General features: G+C 72.2%; 13 protein-coding genes and 1 pseudogene. 8 read left to right on the top strand and 6 right to left on the bottom strand.

Annotated features, from left to right (window positions below):
* The first annotated feature begins 84 nt into the window (after nucleotides 1-84).
* From QQK26_RS02195 to lacZ, 8 genes and pseudogenes are all read left to right on the top strand, one after another.
* Nucleotides 85-1554, top strand: a complete 1470-nt coding sequence (locus tag QQK26_RS02195; protein ID WP_284229608.1) for a DUF3375 domain-containing protein — start codon at nucleotides 85-87, stop codon at nucleotides 1552-1554.
* Nucleotides 1547-2241 (top strand): annotated as a pseudogene (locus tag QQK26_RS02190) (DUF4194 domain-containing protein). The gene QQK26_RS02195 and the pseudogene QQK26_RS02190 overlap by 8 nt, the downstream one beginning before the upstream one ends.
* Nucleotides 2238-5588 (top strand): ATP-binding protein, encoded by a 3351-nt coding sequence (locus QQK26_RS02185; protein WP_284229605.1) that lies wholly within the window; start codon nucleotides 2238-2240, stop codon nucleotides 5586-5588. Before QQK26_RS02190 ends, QQK26_RS02185 begins: the two are co-directional and overlap by 4 nt.
* A gap of 703 nt (nucleotides 5589-6291) precedes the next feature.
* Nucleotides 6292-7338, top strand: coding sequence for a LacI family DNA-binding transcriptional regulator (locus QQK26_RS02180; protein ID WP_284229603.1), 1047 nt, complete (start codon nucleotides 6292-6294; stop codon nucleotides 7336-7338).
* A gap of 876 nt (nucleotides 7339-8214) precedes the next feature.
* Nucleotides 8215-9522 (top strand): ABC transporter substrate-binding protein, encoded by a 1308-nt coding sequence (locus QQK26_RS02175; protein ID WP_284229601.1) that lies wholly within the window; start codon nucleotides 8215-8217, stop codon nucleotides 9520-9522.
* 211 nt (nucleotides 9523-9733) lie between these two features.
* Nucleotides 9734-10567, top strand: coding sequence for a carbohydrate ABC transporter permease (locus tag QQK26_RS02170; RefSeq protein WP_284229598.1), 834 nt, complete (start codon nucleotides 9734-9736; stop codon nucleotides 10565-10567).
* Between the two features lie 72 nt (nucleotides 10568-10639).
* Nucleotides 10640-11368 carry a carbohydrate ABC transporter permease gene (locus QQK26_RS02165; RefSeq protein ID WP_284229596.1) on the top strand — a complete coding sequence of 243 codons (729 nt, stop codon included), beginning with the start codon at nucleotides 10640-10642 and terminating at the stop codon, nucleotides 11366-11368.
* On the top strand, nucleotides 11365-14418 hold the full coding sequence (gene lacZ, locus QQK26_RS02160) for a beta-galactosidase, LacZ type (RefSeq protein WP_284229594.1): 3054 nt from the start codon (nucleotides 11365-11367) through the stop codon (nucleotides 14416-14418). Before QQK26_RS02165 ends, lacZ begins: the two co-directional genes overlap by 4 nt.
* Before the next feature lie 194 nt (nucleotides 14419-14612).
* Here lacZ and QQK26_RS02155 read toward each other — a convergent pair whose 3' ends face one another.
* The 6 genes from QQK26_RS02155 to QQK26_RS02130 all read right to left on the bottom strand — a co-directional run bounded on the left by QQK26_RS02155 (nucleotide 14613) and on the right by QQK26_RS02130 (nucleotide 19508).
* On the bottom strand, nucleotides 14613-14888 hold the full coding sequence (locus tag QQK26_RS02155) for an RNA polymerase sigma factor (RefSeq protein ID WP_284229593.1): 276 nt from the start codon (nucleotides 14886-14888) through the stop codon (nucleotides 14613-14615).
* Nucleotides 14889-15013: 125 nt separating this feature from the next.
* Nucleotides 15014-16663, bottom strand: a complete 1650-nt coding sequence (locus QQK26_RS02150) for an alpha-amylase family protein (protein WP_284229592.1) — start codon at nucleotides 16661-16663, stop codon at nucleotides 15014-15016.
* Nucleotides 16664-16832: 169 nt separating this feature from the next.
* Nucleotides 16833-17549: a 4'-phosphopantetheinyl transferase family protein gene (locus tag QQK26_RS02145; protein WP_284229590.1), complete on the bottom strand. Its 717-nt coding sequence runs from the start codon at nucleotides 17547-17549 to the stop codon at nucleotides 16833-16835.
* The gene (locus QQK26_RS02140; protein WP_284229588.1) at nucleotides 17546-18343 is read right to left on the bottom strand and encodes an ABC transporter permease; all 798 of its coding nucleotides are present in this window, start codon (nucleotides 18341-18343) and stop codon (nucleotides 17546-17548) included. Before QQK26_RS02140 ends, QQK26_RS02145 begins: the two co-directional genes overlap by 4 nt.
* Nucleotides 18340-19302 (bottom strand): ATP-binding cassette domain-containing protein, encoded by a 963-nt coding sequence (locus QQK26_RS02135; protein ID WP_284229585.1) that lies wholly within the window; start codon nucleotides 19300-19302, stop codon nucleotides 18340-18342. The genes QQK26_RS02140 and QQK26_RS02135 overlap by 4 nt, the downstream gene beginning before the upstream one ends.
* Entirely contained in the window at nucleotides 19299-19508 is a 210-nt protein-coding gene (locus QQK26_RS02130) for an MbtH family protein (protein ID WP_284229558.1), read from the bottom strand. The genes QQK26_RS02135 and QQK26_RS02130 overlap by 4 nt, the downstream gene beginning before the upstream one ends.
* Between the last annotated feature and the right edge of the window lie 2 nt (nucleotides 19509-19510).

Raw genomic sequence — 19510 nt, 5'->3', positions numbered from 1 at the left:
GGCCGGCGCCCTCGCGACACCGCGTCGCGGGGGCGTCGCCGAGCCCGCCCACCCCATCCGACCGCACCGATCCGCCGAGAGCCCATGCCGAGCACCCGCACCGAGGCCGCCTTCCAGCGCGCCGTGGCCGCGTTCAAGGACCCGACCCTCGACCTGCTGCACGGCCGCACCGCTCCGTTCGTCGTGGCGATGCTCTCGGTGATGTTCACGGCCGACCGCCCGGCCGTCGCGGTCGCCGACGCGCACGCCGAGCTGGGCGAGGCGCTCGACGAGCTGCGCGCCGCGGGATCGGAGGACGACGACCAGCGGCTGCCCGCCGGCAGCGCCCGCGACATCTGCCGCGGATGGGTGCGTGGCGGATGGCTGGTGCCGCAGCTCGAGGGCGACACCGAGGTGTACCGGCTCTCGGCGCACGCCGTCGGTGCGCTCGACATCGCCGGCCGGGCCGGTACGGGCGGGACGAAGGTCTCGCGCTCGCGGGTGCGCACCCTGCTCGACTCGGTCGACCGGCTCGCGAGCGACGCCGAGGCCGACCCCGAGCGGCGCCGTGGGCAGCTGCTCGCGCAGCGCGCGCAGCTCGACGCCGAGCTCGCCCGGCTCGACGCCGGCGAGGCCGTCGAGCCCGACGAGGAGCAGCTGCTCGAGGAGGCCGAGCACGTCATCCACCTCGCCCGCGAGCTGCCCGCCGACTTCGCCCGTGTGGCGGAGTCGATCAAGGCGATGCAGCGCGACGTCGTCGCCGAGCTGCGGCGGGACGTACGCCCGACCGGCGAGATCCTGCGCGAGTACCTGCAGCGCGGCCAGCACATCATGCGCGCGACGCCCGAGGGGCGCGCCTTCGACGGCGCGCTGCGCCTCGTCGGAGATCCCGAGAGCATCGACCGGCTCGCCGAGCAGCTGCGCGACCTGCTCACCCAGCCCTTCACGCACCGGATGTCCCCCGCCCAGCGGGACGACCTCGACGCGATCGGCCGCCGCGTCGAGCACGGCGTGCAGGAGGTGCTCACGGCCCAGCGCCGCGCCTCGCACGTGATCACCGCGCAGGTGCGCACCCACGACCCGGCGCGCGACCGCCAGGTCGACGAGCTGCTGCGCGGGGCGATGGCCGGGCTGCACCGCTGGATGCAGACCTCGCGCGCGACCGACCGCGTCGAACCCGTGCGGGCCTTCCCCACCGCCGGCGTCGGGCACCTGCGCGAGACGCTGAGCGACCTGCGCCCACCGAGCTCGCCGGCGCCACTGACGCAGGCGGACGGCTCGGTCGAGCTCGTCGACGCGGACACCCGCGCCTGGGGCGGGCCGCATTACCGCCAGCTCGAGGAGCACGTCGCGGGCCTCGGCGATCGCTTCGACCTGGCGCAGGCCTTCGAGTCGGCCTCCGATGCGACGCGGCGACCGGTGGACCTCGTCGGCCTGCTGGAGATCGCCCACCGCGAGGGCATGACCGAGCACGACGAGATCTCGATCGTCGAAGCGCTGCGCCCCGACGGCACGACCCGGCGCTTCGCCTTCGGCGCGGTGACCGCGAGCACGACGAGGAACGACGATGACTGAGCCCGATGCCTTCCTGACGCCGGTGGCGATGGAGGAGGACCCCGACCGCCTCTTCGCGGGCGACCGCGGCGTGCTCGACCCGGGCGTGCGACGGGTGCTCGTGCGCCTGCTGCAGCGGCGCTTCCTCGCATCCGCCTCCTCCCCCGCGGACTGGGCGGTGCTGCTCGAGCACCAGGCGACCGTCGAGTCGCGGCTGCACGACCTGTACGTGCAGCTCGTCGTCGACCACGAGCGGGGGTCGCCTACAAGCGGCAGATCCGCTCCGACGAGCTCGAGGTGCCGATCCTGCTCAAGGACGAGGCCTACTCGCGCGCCGAGACCCTCGTGCTCGTGCACCTGCGCACCGTGTACCAGCGCGAGTCCACGAGCGGCGAGGGCTCCGCCCGCGTCGACGTGGAGGAGATCGAGCAGACCGTGCTCAGCTACTTCGCCGAGGCCGACGGCACGACCGCCCGGCGGCAGAAGGCCATCCGCTCGGCACTCGCCCGGCTGCGCCAGGACGGCGTGATCGAGGAGGAGTCGGAGGGGCGCTACCGCATCACCCCCGTCGTCGAGATCGTGCTGAGCTCGGAGCGGCTGCGCGAGCTCGTGGCCTGGCTGCAGGAGCAGCGACCGGTCGAGATCGGTGAGGACGGCTCCGACGAGACGAACGCGGACGAGACGAACGCCGAGGAGGCCGCCTCATGACCATGCTCGATACGCTCTTCGGCCTCATCCCGGCCGCCTCCCGCGGGCAGCAGTGGGTCGCCGAGGACCTGCAGCTCGTCAACTGGGGCGGCTACGACGGCGCGCACCGGGTGCGCTTCGCGCCCACCGCGACGCTGCTCTGCGGCGGCTCCGGCTCGGGCAAGTCCACGCTCATGGACGCGTACGTCGCGCTCATGATGCCGCACACCACGCCGTTCAACGGCGCCTCGAACGGCGCCGTCAGCGGGCGCGCCCGAGGCGCCGAGCAGCGCAACATCCTCTCCTACGGCCGCGGCAAGCTCGACGAGTCGCGCACCGACGAGGGCACGAAGGTGCGGGTGCTCCGCGGCGACGGGGTGGACACCTGGACCGCCATCGCGATGACCTGGGCCGACCACGACGGGTCGCGCTTCACCGCCGTTCGCGCCTGGTACATCCCCGCCGGCGCGCGCATCATCGAAGACACCGTGCGCGTGCGCGGCACCTTCCACGGCGCCTTCGACCTGAGCGTCCTCGAGTCGGCGGCCACCCGACACCTCGCCGACTCGGCGGTGCGCGCCACCGGCCTCGACACGGTCGCCACGGACCGGGAGTTCTCGGCGCGCCTGCACACGGTGCTCGGCATCGGCGCCTCGGGAGCGGGCTCGAAGGCGATGAGCCTGCTCGCCCGCATCCAGGCCGGCCAGCAGATCACGACGGTCGACGACCTCTACAAGCGCATGGTGCTCGAGGAGCCGGAGACCCTCGCCACCGCCGAGGCCGTGGTGGAGCACTTCGACGGCCTCGAGAGCACACGGGGACGGATGGTCACCGCGCGCCAGCAGGTGCGCCACCTCGCCCCCATCCGCTCCTCCCGCGAGCGCATCATCGAGTCCGCCGAGCGGATGCGCCTGATCGACGCGCTGGGGCGCTTCGACGCGCCGGACTCGCTCGCGACCCTCTGGCGGGCGCAGCGCAGGCTCGAACTGCTGCGCGAGGTCGAGACGGAGCTCGGCGACGCGAAACGCGCCACCGAGCAGCTGCTGCGCGAGCGGCACGCGCTCGCCGACGCCGCCGACGCCGAGCGCGAGGGCCTCGTCGAGGTGCTGCGCTCGGCCGGCGGCGACCAGGTCGCCGCTGCCGAGCGCGAGCTGCGCGGCCTGGAGCGGCGGCACATCGAGACGCGCCGCGAGCGCGAGCGGCTCGACGCCGCCCTCGTCGCGCTGGGCGCCGAGGCCCGGTCGACGGAGGACTTCGCCGAGCTCTCCCGGCAGGCGACGTCGGCGCTGCGGGATGCGGGCGGCAAGGAGTCCGCGCGCGAGGCCTACGCCGTCGCCAGCAGCACCCGCAAGGAGCTGCGCGGCGTCGTCGAGCGGCTCACCGCGGAGCGTCAGCAGGCGGAGCTGCGCCGCGACAGCATCCCCTCCGCCCTGCACGAGTCGCGTCGCCGCCTCGCCGAGGCGGCCGGGCTGCGCATCGAGGACCTGCCGTTCGTGGGCGAACTGCTCGAGGTGCGCGCCGAGTTCGAGCCGTGGCGCGAGGCCTTCAACCTCGCCCTCGGCGGCTTCGCCCGCACGCTGCTCATCGACTCGGCGCAGCTGCCGGCCTTCCGCGCCGCGATCGACAGCGTGCGCACCGCCGAGCGGCTCAGCTACGAGGGCGCGAGCACCGACGTGCCGCTCGGCGGTCCCGCCGACGAGCGCACCCTGCCCGGGCGGGTCGACCTCGCCGACAGCCCCTTCGCCGGCTGGCTGCGCGACCGGCTCGAGCGGCAGTTCGCGTTCGTCTGCGTCGACCGCCCCGCGGAGCTGTCGCAGCACGCGAAGGCGCTCACCCTCGCCGGCCAGGTCTCCAACGGCGCCCGCGGCGCGCACGGCGGCCACGGCCGCGGCAATCTGCTCGGCTTCTCGAACGCGCGGCGCCTGGCGGAGCTCGACCGCGAGCTGTTCCGCGCGCGTTCGGAGTTCGCGGACGCCGTGGAGTCCGCCGAGCGTGCCGGCGCGGCGCTCGACGCCCACGACGCCCGTCGCAGCGCCTTCGAGCGGGTGCGCGAGCTCACCTGGGAGCAGGTCGACGTGGCCGCCGTCGAGGCCGAGCAGCTGCGCTGGAGCACCCTCATCGAGGAGCTCACGGCGGGCGATTCCCGCATCGCCGAGCTCAAGGCGCAGATGACCGCGCTCGCCGCGAAGGTGCGGGCGCTCCGCGAGCAGGTCGGCAGCGCGAAGGGCGAGCTCGACCGGATCGAGCAGCGTTGGTCGGACGTCATCGACGAGGTCGACGAGGCCCAGGCGGCCGTGGACGCCGCCGAGCGGGCGGAGCGCGAGCTCGACGCTGCGCAGCGCGCCTACCTCGAGGAGCGCTTCGACGCCCCCGCGATGCGCGACGATCGCAGCGCCGCCGACCGGCTGCGCCGCTTCGACGCGGCGCTCGACTCCGCCACGCGGCGGCTCGCGGAGGAGCAGCTCGAGGCGCAGCAGACCCTCGTCGAGCAGCGCGAGGGGCTGCGCTCGATTTTGGCGACCTTCCTCGACCGCTGGCCGAACCCCAACCTGCTGCCCGATCCGGACACCGCCCTCGGCGACTTCGAGCGCATCCTCGACGACCTCGAGACCAGCGGTCTGCACGAGTTGGAGTCCGAGTGGCGTGACAGCCTGCTCACGCTCTCGGGCAACGACCTCACGAATCTCGACTCGGCGATCGCCCGGTCACTGCGCGAGATCCGCGAGCGCATCGAGCCGATCAACCGCATCATGCGCGACCTGCCCTTCTACGACGACGGGCACCGCCTGCAGATCACGCTGCGCGAGAACCAGTCCGAGACGCGCAGCCGCTTCCGTCGCGAGCTGCGCGCGGTCCGCGCCGCCATCGAGGAGGCCGGCACCGAGCAGGAGCGCGAGGCCGTCTACCAGCGGATGACCCGGTTGATCGGCCGCCTGCGCCGCAGCGCGCCGGACCACGCCGAGCTCGTCGATGTTCGCGGCCACGTGCGGGTCAGCGCCGAGCGCGTCGTCGCCGAGACGGGCGCGCACGTCGCGCTCTACGACCACATCGGCGAGAAGTCCGGCGGCGAATCGCAGGAGCTCATCGCCTTCATCGTGGGCGCCGCGCTGCGCTACCAGCTCGGCGACGCCGGCGCCGAGCGCCCGCGCTACGCTCCGGTGTTCCTCGACGAGGCGCTCATCAAAGCGGATGCGCACTTCACCCAGCGCGCGATCGGCGCCTGGCGGGGCCTCGGCTTCCAGCTCGTCATCGGCGCGCCGAACGACAAGTACAGCGCGATCGAGCCGCACGTCGACGCCGAGTACGACATCCTCAAGGACACCGCGGGGCGGTCCTGGGCGAAGGCGAAGGTGGCGCTGCCCGCCTGAGCGCATCCGCTCGCGTGCGGCCGCCGCCGCGCCGCGCGGCGCCGTGGCGCCGTGGCGCGCGGAGCCGTGGCGCGCGGAGCCGTGGCGCGCGGAGCCGTGGCGCGCGGAGCCGTGGCGCGCCGCGCGCTGTGGCCCGGCGCCGCGCCCGGCGCCGCGTGCCCGGCGCCGCGTGCCCGCTCCCGGCGACTCGCCCTCGAAGCGACAAGTCAGCACGCTCCACAGCCCTGAGTCGTCGCTCCGGTGCTGAGTCGCAGCGGCGGCGGCCGGCGGCGACACCGACGGGCAGCGCGTGGCGGCACCGACGCGCAGCGCGTGGCGACACCAACGGGCAACGCGTGGCGGTACCGACAAACAGCGCGTGGCGCCGAGCAGAACCGCGCGGGGCCGAGCAGTGCCGCGCCGCACGCACCTTCTCGACGACTCACCCTCGAAGCGACAAGTCAGCACGCTCCACAGCCCTGAGTCGTCGCTCCGGTGCTGAGACACGGCGGCGGCGAGCAGCGGCGGGGAGCGGCGGCGGGGAGCGGCAGCGGGGGCAGCGGCAGCGGGGGCAGCGGCAGCGGGGGCCGTGGCGACGAGCGGGGGCCGTGGCGACGAGCGGCGGCGGCGGCCGCGCCGCGCCACGAGGCCGCGGCGAGGCTGCGCGCCGAGGCGCTAACGTCGGAGCAGGCCCTGGCCCGGGCCGGACCGAGTGAGGAATGGCATGCCGCGACAGCGCCGGATCGTGACCCTGGAGGAGGTCGCGCTGCAGGCCGGCGTGTCGGCAAAGACCGCCTCCAACGCGGTCAACGGCACCGGGCGCATGGCCACCAGGACGCGCGAGCGGGTGCTCGCCGTGATCGACGAGCTGGGCTATCGGCCCAACATGGCCGCCCGCAACCTCACGACCGGCCGGACCGGGACGATCGCGTTCGCGGTGCCGACGCTGAAGGCCGCCTACCTCGCCGAGCTCGCCGAGGCCTTCGTCGAGACGGCGCGCGGGCTCGGCCTCACGACGACGATCCTCACGTACCCCGACGACGGCGCAGGCGGCTGCCGTGCGTTCCTGCGCCGCTACGATCCGCAGCTCGCCGACGGCCTGGTGATCACCCTGCCCGAGTTCGAGCGGCTCGAGGAGCGCGACTTCGACGTCGATTTCCCACTCGTCTGCCTGGGCACGCGCAGCACCTACGGTCGCGCCGAGCTGGTGACCACCGACGACGTGACCGACGCGCGCACCGCCACCGAGTACCTGCTCGCCCGAGGGAGCACCTCGATCGCGGTCGTCGGCGCCCGCGACGCCTTCGACGAGCACGCGATCGCGCAAGCATCCGAGGGGAACGCCGAGTTGCGCCTCCGCGGCGTGCAGGAGGCGCTGCGAGCCGCCGACCGACCGCTCGATCCGCGGCTGGTGGGCATCACCGGTCACGATTGGACCATCGGATCGGGGTCGCGCGCCGCACGCGCTGCGATCGCCTCGGGCGTGCCCTTCGACGGCATGGTCTGCCTGAACGACGGCCTCGCGATCGGGGCGATCTCGGCGCTGCGGGAGGAGGGTCTGCGTGTGCCCGACGACGTGCAGGTGATCGGTTTCGACAACATCGAGGAGTCCGCCTACCTCACCCCGCCGCTCACGACGATGGACTCGCGCATCGCCTGGATCGCCCGCACGGCGCTCGAGCACCTGCTGCGCCGCGTCGAGCACCCCTCGCTGCCGGTGGGCAAGGCGTTCGCGCGAACGCAGCTCGTCGCGCGCGGTACCACGCGCTAGGCCCGGGACACCAGCTCGGGCACGCGGTCGCGGTGCGCCCGGCATCGCGGCGGATGAGAGCATCGACGCGCACGGGACCAGCCCGTGGAGCTGCGTGAGACGTCCCCTCGAACCGCCCCGAAGCGAGCCCGCGAAGCGGATCGACAGCAGCCCGCGAAGCGACGAGGCGCGTGCCCGCGAGGCTCCCCGAACGCTCCGCGAAGCAGCTCGAAACCCGGCCACGAAGCGGCCTACGAAACAGCCCACGGTCAGCCTGCGAGACGGATCGACAGCAGCCCGTCGAGCGACGAGGCGCGTGCCCGTGAGCTTCCGCAAGCGCCCCGCGAAGCACCACGAGCCGACCCACGAAGCGGCCCGCGATCAGCCCGTGAAGCGGCCCGCGGCCAACCCACGAAGCCGCCCGCGACCAGCCCGTGCAGCGGCTCGCGACCGGCATCCGATGAAGCTGGGAAAACCCCTTGCCCTCACCGCGGGTCTGGGTTATCTTCTGCTGGTACAGCGCTGTACCAGCATCCTGCAACGACGGAGGACCTGCATGTATGGAACCCGGCCCGCTCCCCTGCGAGCAGCCCCGCACCAGCCCGCGAACCACTCCCCGGTGATCACCCCCGAGGTCCTCGCGACCGGCTGATCCCCCTCCCGCCGCTCCGCGCGGCGACGCGCGCCGCTCGCGGCGCGATCCGCACGACCGGCGTCACGACGCCGCTGCCGCATCGACGGCGACCACCGCATCCGCTGCGACGGAGCCGTGCCGCCGCGACGATCGGCGACCCCTCGACCCCACCGCCCGGCCAGCCGACCGGGCGACCGTCGCGCCGCGAGCGACGCAGCTCGCAGCGCAGCACCACGCAGCAGTGCACACAGAAAAGGATGACCATGCACGCATTCAGCAAGAAGGTCACGATGGCCGTGGCCGTCGCGCTCCCCCTCACCCTCGCGCTCGGCGCCTGCTCCGCCGGGGGCGGCGGTGGCGGTGGCGGCGCCGGCGGCGACGAGAACACGCTCACGGCGTGGGCCTGGGACCCGACCTTCAACATCAACGCCCTCGAGGAGGCCGAGAAGGTCTACCAGGAGGATCACCCCGACTTCGAGCTCGAGATCGTCGAGACCCCGTGGGAGGACCTGGAGCCCAAGCTCACCACGCTGGCGCAGTCGCAGCAGTTCGGCGAGCTGCCCGACATCTTCCTGATGCAGAACAACGCCTTCCAGAAGAACGGCGTCAACTACCCCGACCTGTTCAGCGAGATCGACACCGACGCGGTCGACTTCAGCCAGTTCCCCGAGGCCGTCACCGCGTACTCGACCGTCGACGGAGTGAACTACGGCGTGCCCTTCGACAACGGCACCGCCATCCAGGCTCTGCGCACCGACGTGCTCGAGGAGGCCGGCTACACGATCGACGACTTCACCGACATCACCTGGGACCAGTTCATCACCCAGGCGGAGGACGTGCTGGCCAAGACCGGCATGCCGCTGCTCTCCGGTCAGGCCGGCGCCGCGGACACCGTCATGATGATCCTGCAGAGCGCGGGTGCCAGCCTGTTCGACGATGAGGGCAACCCCACGATCGACGACAACCCGGCGCTCGACGAGGCCATCGACATCTACACGCGGCTCGTCGACTCCGGCGTCTTCGTCGAGGTCAACTCGTGGGACGAGTACCTGGGCACCTTCGTGAACGGCTCCGTCGCCGGCACGATCAACGGCATCTGGATCGTCGGCTCGATCCAGGGCGCCGAGGACCAGGCCGGCAAGTGGGCGGCCACCAACCTGCCGCGCGCCGAAGGCATCGACGGCGCCACCCAGTTCTCGGCGAACGGCGGCTCGTCGTGGGTCGTGAGCTCGAACGCCAACGTCGACCTCGCCACCGACTTCCTCGCCACGACCTTCGCCGGTTCGACCGAGCTCTACGACACGATCCTGCCGACGTCGGGCGCGGTCGCGAACTGGATCCCGGCCGGCGGGTCCTCGGTCTACGCCGAGCCGAACGAGTTCTTCGGCGGTCAGCCGATCTTCGCCGACGTCGTGCGCTTCGGCGCGGAGGTGCCCAGCAACAACACGGGCGCGTACTACTACGAGGGTCGTGACGCGGTGAGCGCGGCGATCACGCAGATCATCGGCGGCGCCGACCTGAAGACCGCGCTCGGCGAGGCCCAGGCCAACGTCGAGTTCGCGATGGAGTGATCCACCGCCGTGCCGGGGAGGGAACCCCTCCCCGGCACGGCTCCCCGTCCCACTCCACTGCTCTTGATTGCGAGATCGACGTGACGACCACAGCACCGCCTCGCGAGCGCACCGCTCGCCGGGCAGCCCCGCCGCGGGGCAACCGCACCCCTCGAACCGCCCGTGGCTCTCCGGAGCCCGCCGCCGCAGCCTCACCGGCTGGGCGTTCCTGATGCCCGCCGCGCTGCTCATCCTCGTGATGAGCTTCATCCCGATGGCCCAGGCGTTCATCCTGTCGCTGCAGACCGGACGCGGTGCGAACTTCACCTTCGCCGAACCGCTCTGGAGCAACTACACCCGCCTGTTCGAGGACGAGATCTTCAAGCTCACGCTGCAGAACACGTTCATCTACCTGCTCATCCAGGTGCCGATCATGCTCATCGTCGCGCTCGTGCTCGCGAGCGTGCTCAACTCCAAGAACCTCAAGTTCAAGAGCTTCTGGCGCACCGCCATCTTCCTGCCCTGCGCCGTCTCGCTCGTGGCCTACTCGCTCGTCTTCCGCACGATCTTCGCCAATGACGGCTTCGTGAACGACCTGCTGCTCGGCCTGAGCCTCATCGACGCGCCGATCAACTGGCTCGGCGACCCCACGACCGCGCGCTTCGTCATCATCCTCGGCCTGCTCTGGCGCTGGACCGGCTACAACATGGTCTTCTACCTGGCGGCCCTGCAGAACATCGACCACTCCACGATCGAAGCGGCCAAGGTCGACGGCGCGAACGCGTTCAAGACGTTCTGGTTCGTCACGGTGCCGCAGCTGAAGCCGATGATCCTGCTCACGGCGATCATGTCGACCAACGGCACCCTGCAGCTCTTCGACGAGTCCTGGGCGCTCACGCGAGGCGGTCCCGCCTACCAGACCATGTCGATGTCGCACTACCTCTTCGAGGTCTCGTTCCTCAAGAACCCCAATTTCGGGTACGCGTCCGCGCTGTCGTACGTGATCCTCATCCTCGTCGCGATCCTCGCGTTCATCCAGCTCAAGGTCGGTGACAAGCGTGATTAGGACCCTCCGCGCAGCCCCCAGGTACGTCTTCCTCTCGGTCTTCGCGATCTTCTCGATCTTCCCCTCTACTTCATGGCCGTCTCGGCCACCAACTCGAGCCGCGACGTGCTCGACTCCCGCCTGCTGCCCGGCGACCAGCTCTTCGAGAACTTCGCGAAGCTCATCGGCGTGCAGGACCTGGGCTCGGCCATGTGGAACTCGTTCTCCGTGGCGGTCGGCACGACCGTGCTCGCACTCGTCGTGTGCTCGATCGCGGGCTACGCCTTCGAGATCTTCCACTCGAGGGGCAAGGACTTCGTCATGGCGATCCTGCTCCTCGCGATCATGATCCCGTTCGCGGCGACGATGGTGCCGCTGTTCCGGCTCTTCGCCGAGGTCGGCCTCGTCAACTCGCTGGCGGCGGTCATCATCCCCGCGATCTCCACGCCGTTCCTCATCCTGCTGTTCCGACAGGCCTCGCGCTCCTTCCCCTACGAGATCATCGAGGCCGCGCGCATCGACGGCGTCTCGGAGGTGGGCATCTTCGCGAGGATCTACCTGCCCTCGATGCGCTCGACGATGGCCGCGGCCGCCGTCATCACCTTCATGACGGCCTGGAACAACTTCCTCTGGCCGAAGGTGATCCTCGTCAACAACGCCTTCCAGACGATGCCGATGCTCATCTCGAACCTGGCCGCCGGTTACGTGACCGACTACGGGGTGCTCATGCTCGCCGTGCTGCTCGCGTCGCTGCCCACGATGGTCATCTTCCTGATCCTGCAGCGCACCTTCGCCGAGGGCATCACCGGAGCGATCAAGTGAGCATCGAAGCCGCTGGCCGGATCGAGCAGGAGCTGGCCGGCGTGATCGAGTCGGAGTTCGACGCGACCCGTGTCCCCGACCCCGGCTTCGTCGCCCAGCACCGCCGTGCGGCACGATCGGATCACCGGTGGTTCCGCGACGACGCGGAGCGGGCCGCCGGGGTCAGCGGCTTCGAGCAGTCGCTGAACGGTCTCTGGCGGGTGCAGGTGGCGCCGAATCCCGCATCCGTCGTGCCCGGCTTCGAGCAGCCCGGCTTCGACGTGAGCGGATGGGGCACCATCCCGGTGCCGGGCCACCTGCAGCTGCACGGGCACGGCACCCCGCAGTACGTCAACATCCAGTACCCCTGGGACGGGCACGAGTCGATCGAGCCCGGCCAGGTGCCGCAGCTCGCCAACCCCGTCGCCTCCTACGTCACGACCTTCGAGCTCGACCGGCCGCTGGACGAGGGCGAGCGGATGAGCGTGGAGTTCCGTGGCGCGGAGAGCGCGCTCGCGGTGTGGCTGAACGGCCGGTACCTCGGCTACGCCACCGACAGCTTCACGCCGAGCGAGTTCGACCTCACCGAGGCGCTGCAGCCGGGCGGCAACCGTCTGGCCGCGCAGGTCTTCACCTTCAGCAGCGGATCGTGGCTCGAGGACCAGGACATGTTCCGCTTCTCGGGCCTGTTCCGCGACGTCGTGCTGCTGCGCCGTCCCGCCGTGCACGTCGAGGACCTGCGCGTCACCGCCACCCTCGGCGAGGACGGCGCCGAGGTGGTCGTCGACCTGCAGCTCTACGGGGCAGGGCACGCGTCGGTCGCGCTCGAGGGGGTCGGCGAGCTGACGGCGGATGCGCAGGGTCGCTTCCGCATCCGCGTCGCCGATCCGCGCCCGTGGAGTCCCGAGGACCCGCACCTGTACGCCCTCACCATCCGCGCGTTCGATGAGTCCGGCGCGCAGACCGAGGTGATCGCGCAGCCGGTGGGCATCCGCCGCTTCGCGATCGAGGAGGGCGTGCTCCAGCTCAACGGGCAGCGCATCGTGTTCCTCGGCGTCAACCGGCACGAGTTCGGGCTGAACGGCCGGGTCATGACGCGCGAGCAGACGGAGCAGGACCTGCAGCTGCTCAAGCGCGCGGGCGTCAACGCGATCCGCACCAGCCACTACCCGAACAACTCCTTCTTCTACGAGCTCGCCGACGAGTACGGCTTCCTCGTCGTCGACGAGATGAATCTCGAGACGCACGGGCGGTGGGATCGCATCCGCTACCTGGACGCGCCCGTCGAGGAGGCGCTGCCCGGCGACGACGAGCGCTGGCGCGCGGCCCTGCAGGATCGCGCGGCGAGCCTGTTCGAGCGCGACAAGAACCATCCGAGCGTGGTCATGTGGTCGCTCGGCAACGAGTCGTACGGCGGCTCGCTGCTGCGCGACCTCGCCGACTGGTTCCGCGGCGTCGACGACCGGCCGGTGCACTACGAGGGCGTGCACTGGGACCCGCGCTTCCCCGAGACCACGGACGTCGTCAGCCAGATGTACACCCCGGCCGCCGAGGTCGAGGCGTACCTGCGCGAGCACCGCGACAAGCCCTTCATCCTGTGCGAGTACGCGCACTCGATGGGCAACTCCTTCGGCGGGGTCGACCGCTACCTCGACCTCGCCGATCGCGACCCGCTCTTCCAGGGCGGCTTCATCTGGGACTTCGCCGACCAGGCGCTCGAGCAGGTCGACCGTCACGGCCGCACCTTCCTGGGCTACGGCGGCGACTTCGGCGAGGCGCCGCACGACGGCGACTTCAGCGGCAACGGCATCGTCTTCGCCGACCGCACGCCGAAGCCGGCCCTGCAGGAGGTCGCCTTCCTCTACCAGCCCTTCCGCATCGAGGTCGGCTCGGATGCGGTGAGCATCGAGAACCGTTCCCTCACCACCGCCTCGAGCGCCTACGAGACGGTCGTCGCACTGCGCCGGGAGGGCGAGCTGCTGCGCTCGGCCGTGCTCGAGACGCACGTGCCGCCCGGCACCTCGGCCGTGCATCCGCTGCCCTTCGCGGTGCCGCGGGACGCCGGCGAGGTGACGGTCGACGTCGAGCTGCGGCTGCGCGAGGCCACGCGCTGGGCCGAGGCGGGGCACATCGTCGCCCGCGGACAGGGTGTGGTGAGCGGCTCGCGTCCCCGCCCGGTGCGGCGCGGGCAGCGCCCCCGGCTCGTCGAGGGCGCGCACAACGTCGGCGTGCACGGCGAGCACTTCGGCGCGCTGTTTTCGCGCCTCCACGGCGGTCTGCTCTCCTACCGCTTCGGCGGGCGCGAGCTGCTCACGGCGATGCCGAAGCCCAGCTTCTGGCATGCGCCGACCTCGAACGAGCGCGGCTGGGGCGGCCCCTTCGACGACGGCCAGTGGCTGCTCGCCAGCCGCTACGCGCGGCCGGTGGGCACGCAGCTGCGCACCGCGTCGGTGTCACACGACGACGAGGCGGTGACGGTCGGCTACCGCTACGAGCTGCCGACGAGCCCGCGCGCGGTCTGCGACGTCGACTACCGGGTGACCGGTGACGGCCGCGTCGCGGTGACCGTGTCGATGGACCTGCCGCCCGGGCTGCCCGAGCTGCCCGAGTTCGGCCTGCAGCTCGCCACGAGCGCCGACGCGCACCTGCTGCGCTGGTACGGCGAGGGGCCGGACGAGACGGCCGTTGACCGCCGGCTCGGCGCGCGCGTCGACGTGTTCGAGCAGGACGTGCGCACGGCGCTGCCGCCCTACCTCAGGCCGCAGGAGTCGGGCAGCCGGACCGGGGTCCGCTGGGCGACCGTGACGGATGCGCACGGCTTCGGCCTGCGCTTCGACGCGGAGCAGCGGATGGAGTTCTCGGCCCTGCCGTGGACCCCGTACGAGATCGAGAATGCGCAGCACCCCAACGAGCTGCCGCCGATCCAGCGCACGGTCCTGCGCCCGGCGCTGCAGCGCCGCGGCGTGGCGGGCGACGACTCGTGGGGCGCCCGTCCGCTGCCGGAGTTCCGGCTGCCGCGCAGCGGACGCCTCGAGTTCCGGTTCTCGTTCACGGGGGTCGCCGGGGGCTGAGACGCCTCGGCAGCCGAGGCGCCGCGAGCTCGCCGCGACTTCGCCGCAGCCTGTTCCGGTTCGCGCGTTACGGGCGTAACGTGCTGCTGCTGCCACAGGGATGAGGCAGTCGGCCGCACCCGAGCAGTCCCCTCGCGGCCGGGTCGCGCCGCCGGAACCGTCCCCCCTCCGCGGCGCGACCGCTGGGGTCGGCCTCAGGCGGCGATGGGCTCCGGGCGGCCGTGCAGCAGGACGAGCGCGAGCAGCTGATCGCGGATGGGCACGGACGGGTCGAGGCGCGGCGCCTGCCGCCAGAGCGCGAGGAACGCCTCGTGCAGCACCGCGTCGATCCGCGACGGACCCAGGTCGCGCGCGAACGAGCGCAGTTCGTCGACGTGCTCATCGAAGACGCTCGCGAACGCGTCCCGATCCCCTCGTGCCATCCGGGCCGTGAGCTGCCGCTCCGCCTCCGACGCTCGCCTCGCGGCCATGTGCTGCTCCGTGTTCCGCACCGCCCGCCTCGGCGGTGCATGCCCATTCGAATGCATCGGTTCGCGACCGACGCATCGCTGGCAGGTGTCGTCCAGCCTCGGCAGGGCTCACGCCCTGCCGAGGGTCAGTGCAATCGCCGTGAACCCTGCGGGACGAGTCGCAGCCAGAGCCCGCTGTACCCGTCGAGCTCGAGCGACAGGTTGCCGCCGTCGAGCTCCGAGCGACTGGCGGGGTCGAGCAGCGAGACCACCGCGGTCTCGTCGGCCAGGCCGTCCAGCGCGAGCTCCACACTGCGACCGTGGGCCGCGAGGTTGTGCACGGCGAGGAAGTCGGCGCCGTCCAGGCGCAGCCGGTGCGCGAGCACGCAGTCGTGGCCTGCGTCGAGCACGGTCAGCTCACCCCATCCGATCTCCGGCGACGACCGGTAGGCGGCGATGAGGCGGCGCTGGAACGCCAGCAGCGAGTCCTCGTCGCGCAGCTGGGCCGAGACGTTGATCTGCGCGGGCGCGGCGCCCTCGCCGGGCTGCTCCGCCACGATCTCCGGCGTGCCGGCGGGCGCGAAGCCTCCGTGCTCCCCATCCGTCCACTGCATGGGCGTGCGCACCGCGCTGCGACCCGGGATCGCGCCGTTCTCGATGAGGCCGATCTCCTCGCCGTAGTAGAGCACCGGGGCGCCGGGCAGCGAGTACGCGAGGCTGTAGAGCATCCGCAGCCGGCGCGGGTCGCTCTCGAGCATGCCGGGCGCGCGGCGCACGATGCCCCGATCATGGATGCGCTGCGACGCCTCGGGAGCGAAGGCGTCGAAGACCTCGTACCGCTCCGCCTCGGTCAGCTGGTCGAGCGTCAGCTCGTCGTGGTTGCGCACGAAGTTGCCCCACTGGTTGCCGGTCGCGAGCTCGGGGCGGGCGAGCAGCGCCTCGCGGAGCGGACCGGCGTTCTGCCGGGCCATCGAGAGCCACAGCGCCTGGTTGCCGACGAAGTCGAACTGCATGGTCAACTCGTCGCCGTCCTCGCCGCCGAAGAACTCGAGCTGCTCGTCGTAGGGCAGATTGACCTCGCCGAGCATCATGGCCGAGCCCCGACGGCGGGTGAGCGCACCGCGCAGGCTGCGCAGGAAGTCGTGCTCGCGGCCCTGCTCGCTCTCGATCAGGTACGGCACCGCGTCGACCCGGAACCCGTCGGCGCCGACCTGCAGCCAGAAGCCCATCACCTTCTCGATCTCCTCGCGCACCCGCTCGGCGTCGGTGTTCAGGTCGGGCTGCTGCCGGTAGAAGGTGTGCCGGTAGAAGCGGCCGGAGACCTCGTCCTCGGACCAGACGCCGTCCTCGACGTCGGGAAACATGTTCGCGGTGGCGTCGTCGGGGCGCTCGTCGGCCCAGCGGTAGAACTCGCCGTACTCCCCCGACGGGTCCTCCCGCGACGCGGTGAACCAGGGGTGCTGGTCGGAGGTGTGGTTGACGACCAGGTCGACGATGATGCGCATACCGCGGTCCTTGGCCGTGCGCACGAACTCCACGAAGTCGCCGAGGTGCCCGTAGTCCGGGTGCACGCCGTAGTAGTCGCTGATGTCGTAGCCGTTGTCCTCACGCGGCGACGGGTAGAACGGCGCCAGCCAGAGGCAGGTGACCCCGAGGTCGGCGAGGTAGTCGAGGCGGTTCGCGAGCCCCTCGAAGTCGCCGATGCCGTCGCCGTTCCAGTCGAGGAACGTCTTCACGTCGAGGTTGTAGAACACCGCGGTCTTCCACCAGCGGTCGCCCGTGTCCGAGATCCTCACGCGGCACCACCCCGTCCGTTCGGCTGCTCGTGAAGGGTGCGGGGGCCTGAGGTCGGCATGCGGCTCGTCTCGGTCGGGGGTCGCGTGTCGGTGCGCCACCCATGGTCTCGGGCGGACGGCGTCCGTGCGTTCGCATGGTCCGCGGGTGCAGCGGATTGCCCGAGGTCTCTCAGGCGAGCGCGCCGACCGGCTCCGCGACGAGGCCCTCGCCACCGGGGTCGATGCTCCACCGGCGCAGGGGCAGCTCGCGCGCCGAGGCGAGCACCGCCCAGGACGACGCCGTGCGCTCGACGACGGTGCAGCGCAGGTGCGCGGTGCCCGGGATCGCGGTCTCGGCGACGGCGCGCCACGGTTCGCCGCCCCCGAGCCGCAGCCGGCTCGGGGCTGCGCGCAGACCGTGGCCCGCGGCCTTCAGCACCGCCTCCTTCTCGGCCCAGAGGCGGATGCGCTCCGCCGCGTCGAGGCCCGCGCGGCGCTCGGACGGGTGCAGCGCGTACTCGTCGAATCCGTCCCAGAGACGCTCCGGCACGACCTGCACGTCGACGCCGAGCTCCGCATCCGGCGGGCCGACGGCGACGAGCACGCGATCACCGGAGGTCGACGTCGAGGCGGAGAGCCCCGCCAGGCGCGGTCGGCCGTGCGGTGCGCCGCACCGGTCGCAGGAGCGGTCGACGGTCAGCGCCGCCGGGCGCTCGCAGATCCGTCGGCCAGCGAGCAGGCGCAGGGCGAGCCGGCCCGCGAGCGTGCGCCTGCGGTCCTCCTCGCGCACGCGCTCCTCCGCGGCGGCGAGGTCCGCGGGGGCGACGAGCTTGCGGGCGTCGCCGCCCGCCATCCGCTCCCCCGCCGCGAGCACCGCGTCGACGGGGGCCGACAGCAGGTCGATCACCGCTTGCTGATCCGGCGGTACTGCGCGACGGCGATCGGAGCGAAGATCGCGATGATGGCGACGCAGCAGAGCGTCGCGTAGAGCAGCGCGTTCTCGGCGGGCCAGCCGCCGGCGGCCGCGAAGCCCGAGGGCGGCGCGTTGCCAAAGCCTTGGCGCACGGCCGTGGCCACCGCCGTGACGGGGTTCCACTCCGCGATCGCGCGCAGCGGCCCGGGCAGCATGTCGGCCGAGACGAAGGCGCCCGAGATGAAGCACACCGGGAACAGCCACAGCAGGCCGAGGCTCTGCGCCACCTCCACGCTGCGGGCAGTCATGGCGATGAAGGCGCCGATCCACGAGATCGCGAAGGCGTAGAGCAGCAGCAGCAGGAAGGTGACGACGACCTGACCGATGCCGGCGTCGATCCGCCAGCCGATCAGCAGCCCGCAGGCGATGATCACGACGATGGAGATGACGCTCGTGAGCAGGTCGGAGGTCGTGCGCCCGAGGATGACGCCCACCCGCGACATCGGCAGCGCCCGGAAGCGGTCGATGAGGCCGGTCTGCAGGTCCTTCGCCAGGTAGACGGCGGTGAACGACGAGTTGAAGGTGAGCGTCTGGGCGAGGATGCCGCCGATCAGGAACTGCCGGTAGTCGTCGCCACCGAGCGCCCCGCCGAAGACGAAGGCGAGGATGAGCACGAAGATGATGGGCTGGGCCACGCCGGTGACGAGGGCGCCCGGGGTGCGGCGCACGCCGGTGATGTTGCGGCGCGCGACGATGCCGCCGTCGCGGAGCGCTCCGACGAGGCTCATGCGGGCACCTCCTCGAGCGCGGGCTCCGTCTCGGCGGGAGCGCCCGTGAGCTGCAGGAAGACCTCGTCGAGCGTGGGCTGGCGCAGGGCGGCCTCCGCGACGGGCACCCGGGCGCCGCGCAGCGCCTGCAGCACGGCCAGCAGCGCATCCTCGCCGTCATGGGCGGGGCTGGTGAGCCGGCGCGAGCGCTCGTCGATGTGGACGTCGTGCCCGACCGAGCGGATGGCGACGCGGGCGTCGTCGAGGTCGGCGTCGGCGCCGAGCACGATGTCGATGCGGCCTCCTCCGGCCTGCGCCTTGAGCTGCGACGCCGTGCCCTCGGCGATGATGCGCCCGGCGTCGATGACGGCGATGGAGTCGGCCAGCTGGTCCGCCTCCTCGAGGTATTGGGTCGTGAGCAGCACGGTGGTGCCGCCGGAGGCGAGGGACTCGATCGCATCCCAGGTGTCGCGGCGGCCGCGCGGGTCGAGACCGGTGGTCGGCTCGTCGAGGATGACCACGGGCGGGCGCGCGACGATCGCGCCGGCGAGGTCGAGGCGTCGGCGCATGCCGCCGGAGTAGGCGCCGGCGCGCTTGCCGTCGGCCACGTCGTCGAGGCGGAAGTCGCGCAGCAGTTCGCGCGCGCGGGCCTTGGCCTCGCGTCGGCGCATGCCGTACAGCTCCCCCACCATGGTGAGGTTCTCGAAGCCGGTGAGCTTCTCGTCGACCGCCGCGTACTGCCCGGAGACGCCGAGGTTGCGGCGCACCGCGTGACCGTCGGTGATCGCCGAGTGGCCCGCCACGACGGCCTCGCCGGAGTCGGGCACGAGGAGGGTCGTGAGCACGCGCACGGTGGTGGTCTTGCCGGCGCCGTTCGGGCCGAGCAGCCCCTGCACGGTGCCGGCCGGCACCTCGAGCTCGACGCCGTCAAGCGCCTGGTGGTCGCCGAACCGCTTGCGGATGCCCCGGATGGAGATCACGAAGCGACGCGGTCGCGCTCGACCACCGGCGTGATGTCCTGCCAGTGCTCGGCGACGTAGTCGAGGCTCTCGGCGCGGGTCGCCGGGCCGAACACGGCGACCCAGCCGCGGGGCACGTCGGCGAACTCGGGCCACAGCGAGTGCTGGCCGGCCTCGTTGACGAGCACGCGGAAGGTGCCGTCCTGGTCGTCGAAGGGGTTGGTCATGA

The organism is Arenivirga flava (assembly GCF_030161575.1).
Taxonomy (GTDB): Bacteria; Actinomycetota; Actinomycetes; order Actinomycetales; family Microbacteriaceae; genus Arenivirga; species Arenivirga flava.
The sequence above is the reverse complement of the archived record's forward strand: the minus strand, read 5'-3'. Positions and strand labels throughout refer to the sequence as shown.